The sequence below is a fragment of the Friedmanniella luteola genome, from assembly GCF_900105065.1.
Classification (GTDB): domain Bacteria; phylum Actinomycetota; class Actinomycetes; order Propionibacteriales; family Propionibacteriaceae; genus Microlunatus; species Microlunatus luteolus.
Genome location: NZ_LT629749.1, coordinates 762349 through 778762 on the forward strand (window position 1 = coordinate 762349; position 16414 = coordinate 778762).

Annotated in this window: 16 protein-coding genes; 11 read left to right on the forward strand and 5 right to left on the reverse strand. The window is 72.7% G+C overall.

Annotated features, from left to right (window positions below):
• Positions 1 to 2 precede the first annotated feature (2 nt).
• Positions 3 to 2864, forward strand: a complete 2862-nt coding sequence (locus BLT72_RS03550; protein ID WP_091410212.1) for a bifunctional YncE family protein/alkaline phosphatase family protein — start codon at positions 3 to 5, stop codon at positions 2862 to 2864.
• Positions 2865 to 3071: 207 nt separating this feature from the next.
• A complete protein-coding gene (locus BLT72_RS03555) occupies positions 3072 to 3458 on the forward strand; it encodes an RNA polymerase-binding protein RbpA (protein WP_091410214.1) in 387 nt (128 codons plus the stop codon).
• An 18-nt stretch (positions 3459 to 3476) separates the two neighbouring features.
• On the opposite strand, the gene BLT72_RS03560 is transcribed toward BLT72_RS03555, so the two are convergent.
• On the reverse strand, positions 3477 to 6023 hold the full coding sequence (locus tag BLT72_RS03560; protein WP_091410217.1) for an HAD-IC family P-type ATPase: 2547 nt from the start codon (positions 6021 to 6023) through the stop codon (positions 3477 to 3479).
• Positions 6024 to 6134: 111 nt separating this feature from the next.
• Here BLT72_RS03560 and BLT72_RS03565 point away from each other — a divergent pair, with 111 nt between their 5' ends.
• On the forward strand, positions 6135 to 6560 hold the full coding sequence (locus BLT72_RS03565) for a hypothetical protein (protein ID WP_091410219.1): 426 nt from the start codon (positions 6135 to 6137) through the stop codon (positions 6558 to 6560).
• A 693-nt stretch (positions 6561 to 7253) separates the two neighbouring features.
• On the opposite strand, the gene BLT72_RS03570 is transcribed toward BLT72_RS03565, so the two are convergent.
• Positions 7254 to 7538, reverse strand: coding sequence for a hypothetical protein (locus BLT72_RS03570; protein ID WP_091410221.1), 285 nt, complete (start codon positions 7536 to 7538; stop codon positions 7254 to 7256).
• Positions 7539 to 7726: 188 nt separating this feature from the next.
• Here BLT72_RS03570 and BLT72_RS03575 point away from each other — a divergent pair, with 188 nt between their 5' ends.
• The 3 genes from BLT72_RS03575 to BLT72_RS03585 all read left to right on the forward strand — a co-directional run bounded on the left by BLT72_RS03575 (position 7727) and on the right by BLT72_RS03585 (position 10905).
• Positions 7727 to 8452: a TetR/AcrR family transcriptional regulator C-terminal domain-containing protein gene (locus BLT72_RS03575; protein WP_091410223.1), complete on the forward strand. Its 726-nt coding sequence runs from the start codon at positions 7727 to 7729 to the stop codon at positions 8450 to 8452.
• A 136-nt stretch (positions 8453 to 8588) separates the two neighbouring features.
• A complete protein-coding gene (locus BLT72_RS03580) occupies positions 8589 to 9698 on the forward strand; it encodes a fatty acid desaturase family protein (protein WP_231930302.1) in 1110 nt (369 codons plus the stop codon).
• Positions 9699 to 9969: 271 nt separating this feature from the next.
• On the forward strand, positions 9970 to 10905 hold the full coding sequence (locus BLT72_RS03585) for a manganese catalase family protein (protein WP_091410227.1): 936 nt from the start codon (positions 9970 to 9972) through the stop codon (positions 10903 to 10905).
• A gap of 72 nt (positions 10906 to 10977) precedes the next feature.
• Here the strand turns inward: BLT72_RS03585 and BLT72_RS03590 are convergent, their stop codons facing one another.
• Positions 10978 to 11538: a hypothetical protein gene (locus BLT72_RS03590; RefSeq protein WP_091410229.1), complete on the reverse strand. Its 561-nt coding sequence runs from the start codon at positions 11536 to 11538 to the stop codon at positions 10978 to 10980.
• 354 nt (positions 11539 to 11892) lie between these two features.
• On the opposite strand from BLT72_RS03590, the gene BLT72_RS03595 reads away from it, so the two are divergent.
• From BLT72_RS03595 to BLT72_RS03610, 4 genes are read left to right on the forward strand one after another with little or no spacing between them, the layout of a single operon-like run.
• Positions 11893 to 12222, forward strand: coding sequence for a PadR family transcriptional regulator (locus BLT72_RS03595; RefSeq protein WP_091410231.1), 330 nt, complete (start codon positions 11893 to 11895; stop codon positions 12220 to 12222).
• Positions 12219 to 12578, forward strand: coding sequence for a DUF1048 domain-containing protein (locus tag BLT72_RS03600; protein ID WP_091410233.1), 360 nt, complete (start codon positions 12219 to 12221; stop codon positions 12576 to 12578). The genes BLT72_RS03595 and BLT72_RS03600 overlap by 4 nt, the downstream gene beginning before the upstream one ends.
• A 38-nt stretch (positions 12579 to 12616) precedes the next feature.
• Complete coding sequence (locus BLT72_RS03605) at positions 12617 to 13384, forward strand: ABC transporter ATP-binding protein (protein ID WP_280949243.1); 768 nt, start codon at positions 12617 to 12619, stop codon at positions 13382 to 13384.
• A complete protein-coding gene (locus BLT72_RS03610) occupies positions 13381 to 14148 on the forward strand; it encodes an ABC transporter permease (protein WP_091410238.1) in 768 nt (255 codons plus the stop codon). The genes BLT72_RS03605 and BLT72_RS03610 overlap by 4 nt, the downstream gene beginning before the upstream one ends.
• Positions 14149 to 14171: 23 nt before the next feature.
• Here BLT72_RS03610 and BLT72_RS03615 read toward each other — a convergent pair whose 3' ends face one another.
• Complete coding sequence (locus tag BLT72_RS03615; RefSeq protein ID WP_091410240.1) at positions 14172 to 14822, reverse strand: ACT domain-containing protein; 651 nt, start codon at positions 14820 to 14822, stop codon at positions 14172 to 14174.
• Positions 14823 to 15179: 357 nt separating this feature from the next.
• Between BLT72_RS03615 and BLT72_RS03620 the strand changes: the two genes are divergently transcribed.
• Entirely contained in the window at positions 15180 to 15410 is a 231-nt protein-coding gene (locus tag BLT72_RS03620; RefSeq protein ID WP_157720284.1) for a hypothetical protein, read from the forward strand.
• A gap of 59 nt (positions 15411 to 15469) precedes the next feature.
• On the opposite strand, the gene BLT72_RS03625 is transcribed toward BLT72_RS03620, so the two are convergent.
• On the reverse strand, positions 15470 to 16321 hold the full coding sequence (locus BLT72_RS03625; protein ID WP_231930304.1) for a class I SAM-dependent methyltransferase: 852 nt from the start codon (positions 16319 to 16321) through the stop codon (positions 15470 to 15472).
• Positions 16322 to 16414 lie beyond the last annotated feature (93 nt).

A 16414-nucleotide genomic window follows, 5' to 3' on the forward strand; every position in this document is an offset into this window, starting at 1 on the left:
TCATGCAGGTCAGACGCCAACGTCGATCCGCGACCCGGGCCCCCTCCCGGCCCTTCTGGCACCGTCGCCCCGGACAGCTCGTGGTGGTCGGCATCGCGACCCTCGCCGTCCTCAGCAGCGGGGCCGCCTACGGCACCACGAAGGTGTTCGGCCGGCACCAGGTGGGGACCACGTCCGCCGCCGGCCTGCAGATCTCCTCCGACCAGGTCCTGAAGCCGCTCGGCCAGCGCGTGGTCACCAGGTACGGCAAGTTCATGGGGTCCACCGTCAGCCCCGACCAGCGGTTCCTGGCGGCCAGCAGCACCGACAAGAACGTCGTGCTGCAGATCATCGACCTGGACCGCGGCACCCCGGTCTGGTTGGTCGGGAGCGCCGCCGGGGTCAACCAGAAGCTCGCCGACCGCAGCGTCGGCCAGGAAGGGCCGACGTACTCACCCGACGGCAAGTTCCTCTGGCTGCCCCAGGCCACCGGGCTGACCCGGTTCCCCGTGAACCCCGACGGCACCCTCGGTACCGCGACCACCATCGCGCTGCCGACGAAGACGATCACCCCCAGCTCGACGTCGCCCGACCTGGACGAGCTGGCCCCGCTGCCCGGGAAGTCGGTCTTCTCCGCCGACGGCTCGACGCTGTACGTGCCGGTGAACGGTCAGAACACGGTGGTGGCCCTCGACGCGACGACCGGCGAGGTGGAGCAGACCTGGGACGTCGGCATCGCACCCCGGGCGCTCGCCCTCGTCCGGAACAAGCTCTACGTCAGCAACGAGGGCGGCCGCACGGCCGAGGCCGGGGACACCACGATCGAGTCCTACGGCACCAGGGTGCCGGCGAACGGCGTCAAGGGCACCTCGACGACCGGCACGGTGAGCGTCATCAACACGGCCGCACCCACGGCCGGGGTGAGCTCCGTCGAGGTGGGTCTGCACCCGACGGCGCTGCACGCGGAGGGGAACGCGCTCTTCGTCACCAACACCTTCGACGACACCGTCTCGGTGATCGACACCGACGTCGACCAGGTCGTCCAGACCATCAGCACCAAGCCGTGGGCGTCGTCCAAGGTCGGGTACCAGCCCAACAGCGTCGCCACGACCAGGGACGGCCACCTGCTGGTGACGCTGGGTCGGGCGAACGCGGTCGCGGTGTACCGCTACCACGGCGACCCGCAGGAGCCGGTGGACTACCTCGGACTGCTGCCGACGGACTACTACCCGGCGGACCTGGCGTCCCTCGGTGGCGGTGACGTCGTCGTCACCAACACCCGGGGGATCGACGCCCGCGGTCCGGAGCTCGCCTTCGACAAGGGCCAGGGCACGGTGCTGGCCACCGGCCACGGCACGCACAGCACGACCGCGTCGCTGACCCGTTTCACCCTTCCGGCCGACCAGGAGATCGCCCGGTACACCAAGACGGTCTTCGCGCAGAACGGCTGGACCAAGAACGACGTCAAGAAGGCCACCGCCAAGAAGGCCACCGCCAAGAAGGCCGCGCCGGTGCCGGTGCCCGAGCGCGTCGGTGACCCGTCGACGATCGAGCACGTCTTCCTGCTGGTCAAGGAGAACCGCACCTACGACCAGGTCTACGGCGACGACGCGCGCGGCAACGGCGACCCGACGCTCGCCCAGTTCGGCCGCAGGGTCACCCCCAACCAGCACGCGCTGGCCAAGCAGTTCGGCCTGTACGACAACTTCTACGACGTCGGCACCAACTCCGCCGAGGGCCACAACTGGGTGATGCAGGGGGACAACCCGGAGTACACCGAGTCCAGCGCGGGCGAGTACATCCGGAGCTACGACACGGAGAACGACGTCCTCGGTCACCAGCGGTCCGGCTTCCTGTGGACCGCCGTCCAGGCTGCCGGCGGCACGGCTCGCAACTTCGGCGAGTTCATGGCGTTCGAGAACAAGCCGGAAGGCGCCACGTGGCAGCAGTACTACTGCGCCTCCACGAGCGTGGAGGCCGGCGGCAACCCCGCGCAGCTGACCGACCCGGACATCCGGGTGGACGAGCAGTCGCCCATCCCGTCGCTGAACGCGATCTCGAACCACGACGCGCCGCAGTTCGACACCGACATCCCGGACCTCTACCGCTACCAGATCTGGAAGCAGGAGTTCGAGAGAAAGGGCCCCGCCAACCTCAACATGATGTGGCTCTCCAGCGACCACACGGGTGGGCCGGTCAGCCCGGAGGCCCAGGTGGCCGACGGTGACGTCGCGGTGGGCAAGATCGTCGACGAGATCTCGCACAGCAAGTACTGGAAGAACTCGGTCGTCTTCGTCGTCGAGGACGACAGCCAGGACGGCGCGGACCACGTGGACGGCCACCGGGCCCCGGTCCAGGTGATCAGCCCGTGGGCGTCGCACGGCAAGGTGGACTCCACCTACTACTCCCAGATCACCATGGTCCGCACGATCGAGCAGATCCTCGGCGCCCAGCCGCTCAACCAGAAGGTGGCCGCGGCGACGCCCATGTACGGGGCCTTCACCCAGAAGCCGGACTACAAGCCGTTCACCACGCGCCCGAACCAGGTGCCGCTGACCGAGGGCATCCAGACGCCGCCGGCGTGCGGACCGGACACGCTCGGCCTGAAGGGCGTCGCGGCCGAGAAGCTCGCGACGACGCAGGAGCGGGCGACGGCGGTGCCTGCCGCCCGGAAGGCCGTCGCCGGGGCCTGGTCGGCGTGGAGCCGCAACCAGCACTTCGGGGGCAACAGTGCTCGGCCGGACTACGCCCACCCCGAGCAGATGAACCGCTACACCTGGTACCGGACGCACGGCTGGACGAAGCCCTACCCGGGTGACTCCACGATCTACGCCCCCACCGAGGTGCCGGGCGCAGCCATCCCCGGGGTCGACGGTGATCGCTGACCGCCACCGCTGACCTCCGCGTCGGTGCGACCAGGACGGCTCGCCGGGTGACCGGCGGGCCGTCCTGCCGCCCGGGGCCCGAGCCTCGCCGGGCGGCGGCAACCACCCCCGTTAGGACTTGTCAAGACCACCGCCTACCTTGGAGTGATCGGGAGGGAGCGCCAGCCGGCGCGTCCACTCGACCATGAATCGGAAGCGGACGGACTTATGCGCAGCGGTACCTTGAAGGCCACAGGACTCGGATCGAAGAGCTTCGAGGGGGACGAGGGCGTCGCCCTGTCACCCCGGCGGCAGCTGGACTTCGAGTGCCCCGCCCACCATCGCTTCTCCATCGTCTTCTCCGACGAGGCGCAGCTGCCCACCGCGTGGGACTGCCCGACCTGCTGGGCGACTGCGGTCCGCAGCGACGGCGTCACCTCGGTGGCTCCCGACGTGAAGCCGACCCGCACCCACTGGGACATGCTGCGCGAGCGTCGCTCCGTCGCGGAGCTCGAGGAGATCCTCGCCGAGCGGCTCGCGCTGCTCAAGGCCGGCACCATCGGCCCGAACGCCTACGAGCGGATCGCCATCGCCGGCAAGCGCAAGGCCGGCTAGCCGACCGGCGGGTCCGGCTCACGTCGGGGGCTGCCGCGTCAGCTCGCTCAGCCCCAGCATCCGGTCCATCAGCCGGAGGCGGTAGCTGAGCCCCAGGGCGAGGAACCAGAGCAGCAGCAGCGGGAGCGCCGTCTCGTAGACGATCCCGGCCGGCCTGGTCAGCCCGAAGTAGTCCCGCAGCGTGGGGACCACCAGGGCGGTGACCAGGCCCGCGAGGAGGACGACGACGAGGACCGCGGGCCGCTTGTCCGGGCTCGGACGCGTCCAGGCGGCGAACAGCCGGCCGGGCGGTTCGAGGAACAGGATCAGCAGGATGGACGCCAGCGAGACGAAGGTCGAGAGTCCGGTCTGGGCGCCGAGGGTGGCCGCCGCCTCGGTGAAGGCGGCGTCCACGCCGTAGGTCAGGCCGGTGTACTGCTCGAACTCGGCGACGAGCCGGTCCCGCACCCCCGGGTCGTCGAAGCCCCGGGTGATGCTGGTGTAGAGGAACGTGTAGACGGCCACGGCGAAGCCCGCCGTCAGCACGGCCGCGGGAAGCACGAAGCGGGCCAGCTCGAGCAGCAGGTGCGGGTCGGGTCCGCGAGGCCGCGCCCAGGCGGTGAGGAAGAGCGTGGGCAGCCCGACGGTGAAGAGCGTGAGCCCGGTCTGCGCCGGTGAGTAGGGGAACCCCAGCCCGAGCATCGTGACGGTGACGATGATCAGCGCCTGGGTGCACACCCGCGTCAGGAACACCTGCGCCGAGACGGCGATCCCGCCGATGATCCGACGGCCCTCGCGGCGGGCGGGCAGCAGGGCGGCCAGCGAGTCCTCGAGCAGGACGATGTCGGCGACGTCGCGGGCGACGGTGCTGCCGCTCCGCATCGCCACGCCCACGTCGGCGGCCTTCAGCGCCCGGGCGTCGTTCACGCCGTCGCCCACCATGGCCACGGAGCGGCCCCGCCGCTGCAGCGAGCGGACGACCCGCTCCTTCTGCTCGGGGGTGACCCGCCCGAAGACGCTGCTGCGGGCCACGAGCACGTCCAGCTCGGCGTCGCCGAGCTGGTCGAGGCCGGCGCCGTGCACCGGTTCGGCCGACGGCAGCCCGGCGCGGGCGGCGAGGGTGGCGACGGTGCCCGGGTCGTCCCCGGAGAGGACCACCAGCTCGATGCCCTCCGCCCGCAGCCGGGCGACGGTGTCGGGGACGTCGGGGCGGAGCTCGTCCGCGAGGGCCACCAGGGCGAGCGGCTCGAGCGCCGGCAGCGCGGGCTGGCCGTCCGGCGAGCGGAGCGGGGCGGCCGGGTCGGTGGCGCGGGCGAAGACGAGCACCCGCAGCCCCTCGGCGGTCCGCGAGCGCACGGCGGGGCCGAGGTCGGGCCCGCCCAGGACCGCGGCGAGCGCCTCGGGCGCCCCCAGCACCCACAGGGACTGCGTGGTGCGGACGGCGCTCCACCGCAGCGAGGACCGGAAGGGCACCTCCTCGAGCACCGGCACGCGCGCTGCGGGCAGCCGGGCGGCCAGGGCGGTGCCGGTGAGGTTCGCCGAGCCGGAGCTGGCGGCCATCGCCCCGAGCTCCTGCTCGACCTCGACGCCGTCGTGCCCGTCGAGCGGCGCCACCTCGACGACGGTGAGGCGGCCGGTGGTGAGGGTGCCGGTCTTGTCGGTGCAGACGACGTCGACGTTGCTCACCGACTCGACCGCGTTGACCCGCTGCACGAGCGCCCCGCGCCGCGACGAGGCGACGGCGCCGGCCGTGTAGGCGAGCACGATGAGGAAGAACAGGCCGTAGGGGACCAGGCCGGACAGCACGGCCGCGATCTGCACGACCCGCACCAGCGTGAAGCCCTCCAGGGCGGCCTCCCCCAGGATGGCCCCGCTCATCAGGACCGCGACGACCATCACCAGGCGGACGCAGAACGCCACCTGCTTCTGCAGGGGGGTGGTGTCGGTCGAGGCCTGCCGGGCCTCGGCGGTGAGCCGGGCCGCGTAGCTCGCCGCCCCCACGTCGCGCGCGAGCTGCCGCCCGCTGCCCCCGACGCTGTGGCTCCCCGAGAGCAGGTCCTCCCCAGGTCCCCGCAGCTGGGCGTCGGACTCCCCGGTCAGCAAGGACTCGTCCACCTCGACGGCGCCGTCGAGGAGCGGCCCGTCGACGACCAGCTGGTCGCCGGGACGGATCCGGACGACGTCACCTCGGACCACCTCCTCGGGCAGCACCTCGGTGTCCCGCCCGTCCCGGACGACGAGCACCGGGCTGCGCTCCAGCAGCTGCAGGTGGTCGAGCTGACGCTTGGCCCGGATCTCCTGCACGGCGCTGATCACCGCGTTCAGCAGCCCGATCGCCACGCTGATGAAGGCGTCGCCGGAGCGGCCGAGTGCGAGCAGGCCCGCCCCGATGACGAAGAGGATGCTGTTGTAGAAGTTGAAGACGTTCGTCCTGAGGATCCACAGGTACCCCCGCGACGACGCGCTCACCGCCCGGTTGCCCTCGCCCCGGCGCAGACGTGCTGCGGCCTCACCGCCCGTCAGGCCCGTCACCGGGGTGGTCGTGAGCTCCCCGTCGGTGATCGGGTCGCGGGCCGGGCGGGGCATGGGGACCATTGTGGGTCAGGCCTGGGCAGGTCGAGCCGGCTCGGCGACCCGGGGTCAGGGTCCGGCCGGGGCCGGCGTCGGCCGGGAGCGTCCCGCCCGTACGGTGACCAGGTGCACGTGAAGTCCCTCATCCCCGGCGGCCGGCCCGTCCCGGCCCTGCTGGCCGCCACCAGCCCGGACGAGCTGCTCCGCCTGCGGCTCTCCCGGCAGGGCTGGGTCCCGTTCGGCCGGGCCCTGCAGCCGGGAGCCGTCGGGGAGGTGCGGGTCGGGGTCGACCGGGTCCAGGTGCTGGCCAACGGTCGGCTGGTGCTCGACGACAGCACGAACGCGGTCTCACCGCCCGGCTGGTGGGCCGCCGTCGACGACCTCGGCGGGCACTGCGTCGTCGTGGTGGTCCGGGAGGGGGCGGCCGACCTGACCGGACCGGACGCCAGCGACCAGCTCGTCGCCCTCCTCGGCGCCGACCAGGCCATCTCCGCCGCGCTGCCGGTGGTCACCGACCTCGTCGACCGGGAGCCGACGGCGCCGCCCCGCTGAGCCAGCGCTCGTGACCCGATCCGGCCCGGGCGGGCCCACCCCGCGGCTCCTGGTCGTCCCCGCGGCGTCAGCCGACGCCGCGTCGACGAGCCGAGGCCGTGGAGTCTCCGACGGCCCGTCGCGCCCGGGACGGCAGCGCGGGCGACGAGCGCCCCAGAAACTGCCGTCATCTGGTGCCGGAGTGCGGTAGGAGAGCGCTCGTGTGGGTAGTGGCCCGAAAGACCGGAGCAGGCCCACGCATCCCGCCGGCCCGTGTTCCCCGCGCTGGCCGCGCGACCCCCCTGTGCGGGTGGCCTGTTCCGGTCTGACCCGCGTCGGCCCGCCACCCGGGCCCTTCGCCCCACGTCGCCGGGCCGATGGTCCTGCGCTCTCGCCGTTCGGCCGTGCAGAGGTGCCGTTCTCCCGTAGGTTGCCGCCAGGCTCCGCAGGTCTTGGGGGAGCTCGACCGCGGAGCTCAGGTCGGCGACACCCTGACGGGTCGCCGGCCGCTCCGCCGGCCGGTCGCTCCGGCCGCGCACGCCGTCGGGACGACGGCGGCCCCGCGACCCGGGTCCTCGACGTGCTCCTGCCCCGACGGCCGATCCGTCCGATGAGACGGCTGAGGGCCGGCTGACCAGGTCAGCCGGCCCTCACCGGGAGCGTGCAGTTCCCGTCGCCGATCAGGTGGGCGCGGTCACCGCGCCCGCGAGCAGATCAGGCGTCGTAGACCTCGCGGCTGCCGGACTTGGCGAGGCCACGGGCCAGCATGTAGGCGATCGTCAGGTAGACGACGTAGCGGATGGCGGTGGTGGCGCCGAAGGGGTCGCCACCGGTGCCGTCGCCGCTGCCGTCGTAGAGGTTGGCGGTGACGACGACGGCCACGACCGCGAGCACGAAGGCGATGAGCTCGGTGGTCTTCGTCGCGTTCTTCGTCTCGGTGGACAGACGACGGGGGGCGTAGTCGACGTCGTTGCCGCGCGTGTCGGTGGAGGTGCTCATGAGGTGATCTCTCTGCTGGGTGCGGACCGTGGTCCCGCGCTGGCGGTGCCGGCTCCCGACATCTTCGCCATGACCTACAAGCGATGTCTACGCTGTAGGTCTATGGCTTAGACGTTACAGGTAGGGTGGCGGAAGTCCAACCGGGCCCCCGTTCCGGGGCCCGCCGTTCCTCCCCTGAGCAGGCCTCCGTGACGAACGTCCCCTCCGGTCCCGCAGCCGGTGACAAGGCGGGCCAGCGCGTCCCGCTGACCCGCGAGCGCGTGCTGACCGCCGCCCTGCGCCTCGTCGACGACGAGGGTCTCGACGCCCTCACCCGACGACGGCTGGGCCAGGAGCTGGGCCGGGACGCGATGGCCCTCTACCGGCACGCGCCCGACCGGGCGGCGCTCCTCGACGGGATCGTCGAGCTGGTGCTCGACGAGCTCGACATCCCCGACGGCGGGCAGGACTGGCAGACGCAGCTGTCCCGCACGGCGCACGACTTCCGGCGGATCGGGCTGGCGCACCCGCACGTCGTCAGCCTGATCGTCACCCGGCCCCTGTCCACCCCGCTCGGCCTCCGGCCGCTGGGGACCCTCCGGCCGCTGGAGCGGCTGCTGCGGCTGCTCACCGACGCCGGCTTCCCGCCCGACCTCGCGCTGAGGGTCTACCGCCTCTACATCGGCTTCCTCTACGGCCACATGCTCACCGAGCTCCAGGAGCTGGTGGCGGACCCGGAGGAGACGAACGACCTGCTCCGGCTGGGCCTGCACCGGCTGCCGCCCCGGGAGTTCCCCCTGATCCGGGGCCTGGCCCCCGTGCTCGCCGCCTACGACGGCGAGGCGGAGCTGGACCAGGGCCTGGCCGTGCTCTTCACCGGGCTCCGGACAGAGCTGGCCACCGCGCAGGACGAGGAGCCGGACCCGCGGACGTGACCTTGGGCCGACGGTGTAGAGTTACGTTGTAGATCTACAACAGTGCGAGTTGGGTTCAAACCGCTGCTCACGTGTCGTCCTGTTGGAAGGCCTCGATCCCCGACCTTCCCGTGCACGTGCCTAGATGGGCCCACCCGTGACTCTTCTGACCGACCCTCCCGCGCCCGCCGGCTCCCTGCCGGCGCCGGCCCGCCGCCGACCGGCCGAGCGCGCCACCAGCGACTTCACCGCCCTCGCCAAGGCCGTGCAGGACGCCGGCCTGATGCGACGCCGCTACGGCTACTACTGGACCAAGCTCATCGGCGCGGCCGTCCTGCTGGCGGCCTGGGCCGTCGGCTTCGTCCTCGTCGGGGACAGCTGGTGGCAGCTCGGCAGCGCCGTCGTCCTGTCGGTCCTGCTCACCCAGACCGCGTTCCTCGGCCACGACGCCGCGCACCGGCAGATCTTCCGGTCGGGCCGGTGGAACGACTGGACCAGCCTGGTGGTCGCGAACCTGTTCGTCGGGCTCAGCTACGGCTGGTGGCAGAGCAAGCACACCCGCCACCACGCCGCTCCCAACGAGGAGGGCGCGGACCCCGACATCGACCTGGCCGTCATCGCCTTCACCCCGGCGCGCGCCACCCGGCCGCGCCCCCGCGCGCTGCGCTGGCTGGTCGCCCGGCAGGGCTGGTACTTCTTCCCGACCCTGCTCCTCGAGGGCGTCTCGCTGCACGCCGACGGTCTGATCCGCGTCCTCGGCCGCGGCAAGCTCAAGCGCCGCTGGGTCGAGCTGACGATGCTGGTGCTCCGTCTCGGCGGCCTGCTGACCCTCGTCTTCGTCGTGCTCCCCCCGGGCAAGGGTGCCGCCTTCATGGCGGTGCAGCTGGCCGTGTTCGGGCTGTACATGGGCGGCTCGTTCGCCCCCAACCACATCGGGATGCCCCTGGTGCCGGCCCGGCTGCGGCTCGACTTCCTGCGCCGTCAGGTGCTGATGAGCCGCAACGTCTCCGGTGGTCGGCCGATGTCGGTCCTGATGGGCGGGCTGAACTACCAGGTCGAGCACCACCTGTTCCCCTCGATGGCCCGGCCGCACCTGCGCCGGGTGCAGCCGATGGTGGAGGCGCACTGCGCCGCGATGGGCGTGCCGTACACCCAGACCACCCTGTGGCAGTCCTACGGCATCGTCATCCGCTACCTGAACACCGTCGGGCTCAAGGGCCGCGACCCCTTTCTCTGCCCGCTCGTCGCCGGCCGCCGCGCCCTCTGACGACCCGTTCCCGACCTCCCAGGAGAACAACATGCGGGTGTCCCGCGTCGGCTGCCTCGCCTCGATCGCCATCTCGCTCGTGCTGTCGGTGGTCCTGACCGTCCTGCTCAACCTGGTGTTCTAGCGTCGGCGGGCCCCGCGCCGCCGCGTCGGTCGGACCCCGCCATACCGGTCGCCGGGGGTCGGTGGTTGACTGCAGGGGAACCCGCGGTCAAGAGGCTGAGCCGCTCCACCTGGTGCCCGCACGGGCATCTGGACGAAGGAGCACGCCATGTACCTCCACATCCAGAAGCTGATCAACGAGATCGCGACGGACGAGCCGGATCCCGGCGCCGCGAACGCCCTCCAGGAGGGCCTGGGCGGCCAGTTCGGCGAGATGCGCACGATGATGCAGTACCTGTTCCAGTCGATGAACTTCCGCGGCGACCCGTCGTCGCAGCCCTACAAGGACCTGCTGCAGGCCGTCGGCACCGAGGAGATCAGCCACGTCGAGCTGATCGGCACCACGATCGCCCGGTTGCTGGACGGGGCGCCGGGCTACACGGGCAAGCCGAGCGACCCGGTCGACAAGCCCGGGGCGAAGGGTGCCACGCCGCTGAGCATCGCCAAGGACACCGGCAACATCCACCACTTCCTGGTGGGGGCGCAGGGGGCGCTGCCCGTCGACGCGGTGGGCAACCCGTGGAGCGGCTCGTACGTCTACAACTCGGGCAACCTGGTCCTGGACCTGCTGTACAACCTGATGCTCGAGTCCACGGGCCGGCTGCAGAAGTGCCGGATCTACGAGATGACCGACAACAAGGCCGCCCGCTCGACCATCGCCTACCTGATCGTCCGCGACCAGGCCCACGAGAACGCCTTCGCGAAGGCGCTCGAGAGCCTGGGCGTCAACTGGGGCAAGGTGCTGCCGATCCCGAAGACCAACGCCGAGGCCTTCCCGGAGGTCAAGAAGCTGCTCGACCAGGGGCTGCAGAGCGTCCAGTACACCTTCGACGCCGAGCACGCGAGCCAGGCGGCCAAGCTCTACCGTGGCGCGTCGCCCTCGGGTGACGGCACCGAGCTGAGCACCGCGCAGATGCCGCAGGGCGGCCCGCCGATCACCATCGCGCCCGAGCGCCGGGAGGAGTTCGCCCCCGGTCTGGACGCGGAGCTGCTGAGCCTGATCCAGGCCACGGCCGAGATCGAGATCGAGAAGGAGTCCAGCTAACCCTGGACGGGCCTGAGGGGGGCGCGACCGTGACGACCCGGTCGAGCTCCCCCCAGGTCCTGCCCGGTCACCTCAGGCCCCGAGGTGCCGCCGGAGCCGCCGGCCGAGGTCGGTACGGGCGGGCCGGCGGGCCAGCGGCACGTCGTTGGCCCAGGTGGCGAGGAGCGTGACCGGGGACCGCGCCGCCGGCCGTCGCCGTGGGCCGGCCGGGGCCCCCGCCCCGGTCCGCACCCGGACCTGCGGCCGCACGGGCGCAGGTCCACCGTTCACGGCGGCCAGGTGCTCGGTGAAGGCCGCCCGCCAGACCACCCGCTGGAGCAGCAGCTCGTCCCGCGGCCCGGCCCGGCCAGCCCGGGCCCGACGCCAGATGCCCTGCACGCGGGTCACGTCGAACGCCTCGCCCCAGGAGTCGGGCCGTTCCACCAGCTCGTCGACCAGCTCGGCGTCGCTCTCCTCCCACAGCCGCGGCTGCCGGACGGCCTGCCGCTGCCGCAGCGTGGCGCTGAAGTAGGGGACGCCGGCCCACCGGGGAACCAGCCGCCGGATCAGCGCGGTGTGCAGCGCGCTGGCCCGGCTCTGGGCGGTGGTCAGGCCCAGGGCGGCCAGCGGCTCCGCTCGCCCGGGTCGGCCCACAGGGCCAGCCCCAGCCCGCCGCGGGTGACCGTCCGGGGGAGCGTCGGCGTCCCGCTCAGGGGCGCTTACCAGCGCGCCACCCGCTGCAGACCGGCCTCGACGCGGTCGGGGGACGGCGCTGCGGCGTCGAGGGCGAAGGCCACGAGGGTCTGCACGGTGCTCCGGGGGGAGCGGTCGGGGCAGCGCCGGGTCGGCGCCAGGACATCGATGACTCGCCCGCGCGCCGGCCCTGGATGCGGAACGCGTGCTGCGATCGGCAGCCCGGACGCCGGCACCCCTTGCGCCACCGCTACTCATCGTTACTATGTACTGGTACTCAGCGTCACTGAGTACATCACCGGAGGGAGGTGCTCGATGGGCAAGCAGCTGACGGAGATGCTCAAGGGCACGCTCGAGGGCCTCGTGCTGGCGATCCTGTCGGGCCGGCCCGCCTACGGCTACGAGATCACCACGTGGCTGCGGGAGCAGGGCTTCACCGACCTCGCCGAGGGCACGGTCTACGCGCTCCTCGTCCGGATCGAGCAGCGCGGCCTGGTCGACGTGGAGAAGGTCCCGTCGGAGAAGGGCCCGCCCCGGAAGGTCTACTCACTCAACGCGCAGGGCCGCGAACAGCTCGACGAGTTCTGGAGGAACTGGAGCTTCCTCGCAGGACGTCTCGAACAGCTCCACGAAGGAGGTCGATGACCATGTCCATCGCGAAGTTCACCACCAAGGTGATCGGCGACAAACGTCGCTGGCGCCAGTACAAGGCCCGCGCCCGGGCCCTGCCCGCAGCCCACCGCGCCGCCATCGAGGGGTTCGAGCGGTACCTGATGGTCTTCGGCACCACCGACGCGGACAGCGCGGCGCAGATGTTCGAGGACCTCGTCGAGCTGTTCGAGCAGAGCGTGGCCGACGGGACCTCGGTGCGCGGGCTCGTCGGCGAGGACCCGCTGGAGTTCGCCGAGGCGTTCCTCGCCAACTACCCGGAGGGGTGGACCAGCAAGGAGCGTCAGCGGCTGACCGACGCGGTCGACCGGGCGGCGGGGGACCGGCCGTGACGGGCGGGAGGACGGGCACCTCGGAGCCGGCCGTCCGCGTGCGCGGTCTCGCGAAGTCCTACAAGGACCTGGCGGTGCTGCGGGGCCTCGACTTCGAGGTGGAGCGGGGCGCCATCTTCGCCCTGCTGGGCTCGAACGGGGCCGGCAAGACCACGGCGGTGAAGATCCTGAGCACGCTGCTCAGGGCCGACGCCGGGACGGCCAGCGTCAACGGCTTCGACGTCGCCCGCGAGCCCGCGGAGGTGCGGCGCTCGATCAGCCTCACCGGCCAGTTCGCGGCGGTCGACGAGATCCTCACCGGGCGGGAGAACCTCCTGCTGGTGGCGCAGCTGCGCCACCTGCCCGACCCGGGCCCGGTCGCGGACGACCTGCTCGAGCGGTTCGGGCTCACCGACGCCGGCGGCCGGCGGGTCGCGACCTGGTCGGGCGGCATGCGGCGTCGGCTGGACATCGCGATGAGCCTGATCGGCGACCCGGCGGTGATCTTCCTGGACGAGCCGACGACGGGGCTCGACCCGGAGTCCCGCGTCGAGGTGTGGCGCACCATCCAGCGGCTGGCTGAGCAGGGGACGACGGTGCTGCTCACGACCCAGTACCTCGACGAGGCCGAGCACCTGGCCGACCAGATCGCGATCCTGCACGAGGGCCGGATCATCGTGGACGGCACCCTCGCCGAGCTCAAGCAGCTGCTGCCGCCCGCGGAGGTCGAGTACGTCGAGAAGCAGCCGACCCTCGAGGACGTCTTCTTCGCCCTCGTCGGCACCCGGACGGCAGGACCGCGACCGACCACCGAGGAGCGAGCATGACGACCACCACCCATCCCGTCGGCGACACCGCCATCCTGCTGCGCCGGTCCCTGCGCCACGTCCTGCGCAGCCCCGACACCATCATCACCACGGCGATCATGCCGATCGCGTTCCTGCTGCTGTTCGTCTACGTGTTCGGCGGGGCGATCGACGCCGGGCCGGGCTCCTACGTGAACTACCTGCTGCCCGGCATCCTGCTCATCACCATCGCCTCCGGGATCGCCTACACGGCGTTCCGGCTGTTCACGGACCTGAAGGGCGGGATCTTCGAGCGGTTCCAGTCGATGCCGATCGCCCGCCCGTCGGTCCTCTGGGCCCACGTGCTGACGTCGCTGGTGGCGAACCTGGTCTCGCTGGCGGTGGTCGTCGCGGTCGCCCTGGTGATCGGCTTCCGGTCCGCGGCGGGCGTGGGGGCGTGGCTGGCCGTCACCGGCATCCTGGTCCTGTTCACTCTGGCGCTGACCTGGGTGGCGGTGATCCCCGGTCTCACCGCGACGTCCGTGGAGGGGGCGAGCGCGTTCTCCTACCCGCTGATCTTCCTGCCCTTCCTCAGCTCGGCGTTCGTGCCGACCGAGAGCATGCCCGGCCCGGTGCGCGCCTTCGCCGAGAACCAGCCGGTGACGGCGATCGTCGACGCGATCCGCGCCCTCTTCGCGGGGCAGCCGGTCGGCTCCGACCTCGGGGTGGCCCTGGGCTGGTGCGTCGGCATCCTGGTCGTGGCCTACGTCGTCGCCACGGCCACCTACCGCCGGACGATCTCCTAGCGGGTGCTCCCCGCACCTCCTGCTCAGCCGGGGGCGCGTGCGCCGGTCCGGGCGCCGGTGGCGACCTCGGCGAGGTGGTCCAGCCGCGCCAGCTCCGAGGCGTTGAAGGGGTCGGGACCCACCCGGCCGACGAGCAGCGCCCGTCCCGGCGGCAGTGCGACGACGGCCACCTGGGTGGGTCCGGAGCCGGCCGGGCAGCCGTCCGGCAGCTCGACGGCACGGGTCTGCTGGAGCCCGGCCAGCGGGACCAGGTCCGAGGGCTCCAGCAGCGGGGCGCGCGCGGTGCGGAAGGTGAGCCGGTGGGGCAGCTCCACCAGCGCGGCCCAGGTGCCCCCGCACAGCAGCGGGGCGGCGGTGGCCAGGACCTGCGGCGCGAGCTCGGACCCGCTCCGGGTCAGCCGCTGCACCAGCTCGAGGTCCTGGTGGAGATCGGCCCCGGCCGGGTACTCGACCACCTGCTCGACGTCCACCCCGTCGAGGTCCTGGCAGTGCTGCACCACGAGGTCCAGCGGCTGCCCGGCCGGCACGTCCAGCAGCAGGTCCAGCACCACGTGGTGCGCGTCCTTGCGCCGGGTCTGCAACCGGTTGATGTCCACGCCCGCCTCGCCCAGCCGGGTCGCGACGCTGCCCAGCACCGTCGCCCCGGTGGCCATCCGGACCCGCATCAGGTGCACGAGAGGCTCCGGCCCGGGCGCGCCTGTGGCGTGCGGTGGTGGTCGGACCTGCGGGGGACGCTGGGCAGGAGGGGCTCCCTCGGTGGAGTGCGGTCCAGGCTCGTGATCAACCGGTCGTCCTCTCATCCTCACAGACGGCTCGGGTCGGAGGGTAGAGGCGGCTGGCCCGTCGCCCGATCCGGCCCGTACCGGGACGGTACCCGTGGGTCGCACGAGTCACACGGGTCACAGCGGGCGGCCGGGGAGGCCCGCTCCCCGAGATCTCGTCGCGCACCCGGGAGACAGCGGGTCCGGGTGGGTAGGGAGGACCACGATCGGTGGTCACGCCCCGATCCGGTCCACGACAGGAGGCCAGAGGTGGCAGCCGTTGAACGCTCTGAGGACGACCTCCTCGCACGGTGGGTGGGTCAGGTCGCCCGCCGGTGGCGGGCGACCGGGGTGTCGGCGCGACGTCGGCTCGACCTGTACAGCCGGCTCGTGGGCCGCCTGACCGAGGTCCGCGTCACCCTCGGCACCACCACCCCGCTCACCAGTGCGGACCCGGCGAGCTTCGCCGACGCGACCGCGGCGGAGTGGTCCGCGGACTGAGCGGGCCGCCGGACCCCGGTCGACCCCGGGCGCCCGGCGGCGAAGCAGGGCGGCTGCGGTCAGCGCCAGAGGTGCAGCGTCGTCGACGCCATCTCCTCGCTGAACCGGCCGCTGGGGCTCGCCTGGTCGAGCAGCCGCCGGAGCTCGGCGTCGAAGGTGGGGAGGCGGTCGCCGAGCAGGTGCGGGGTCGAGCTCGAGAGGGAGTAGACCGAGGCCGCCACCTCCTCGGCCGTCCGTTCGAGGACGCGACCCGGGATCTCGACGCGGTGCGGCCCGGTGAAGCCGGCGGCCCGGTAGACGGCGTCTTCGCCGCCGGGTGTGCCCGCGGCCAGCACCCCGCGCCCGGCTCGTCGCCGGTCGCCGAGGTGCTGGCGCACCAGCCGTCGGATCGCGTCCCGGGGCGGCTGGGGGTGCGGCAGGGCGGCCTCGGTCGGAACGCCCTCGTGGGTCGTCGCGCTGACGTGCACCAGAGCACCCCCCGGGGCGATCAGGCCGCGCAGCGCCGACGCGACCCGGGGTCGGTCCATCCAGTGGAAGGACTGGGCCAGGGTCGCCACGCGGATCTCCGGCAGGCCGGCCGGGAGGTCCTCGCCCCGCAAGTGCCGCCAGCTGACGTGCTCGACGTGCGCCGCGGCCGCGAGCCGGGCGGCCACCGCCGGCACGTCGGCATCCGCGTCGACGCCGATCGCCTCGGCGAACAGCGGGGCGAGGAGCAACGTCAGCGACCCGGGGCCGCAGCCCACGTCGAGGAGCCGGCTCTGCCCGTCGAGCGCCAGCTCGGCCCGGAGCCCTTCGGCGATCTCGGCCGGGTAGGGGGCGCGGCCGACGGCGTAGAACGCTGCGCTCCCGGCGTAGAGCGAGGGGTCCCACGACCACGGCTGGGCGTCCTGCTGCGCCTCGTCGGACGACACCGCTCGAGCATGGCACGGCCTCGCGGGCCGGCGAGTCTCACAGGTCCCGCACAGCCGTGCCCCAGGCTGCTGCCGGGTGCGGGGCCGAGGGTG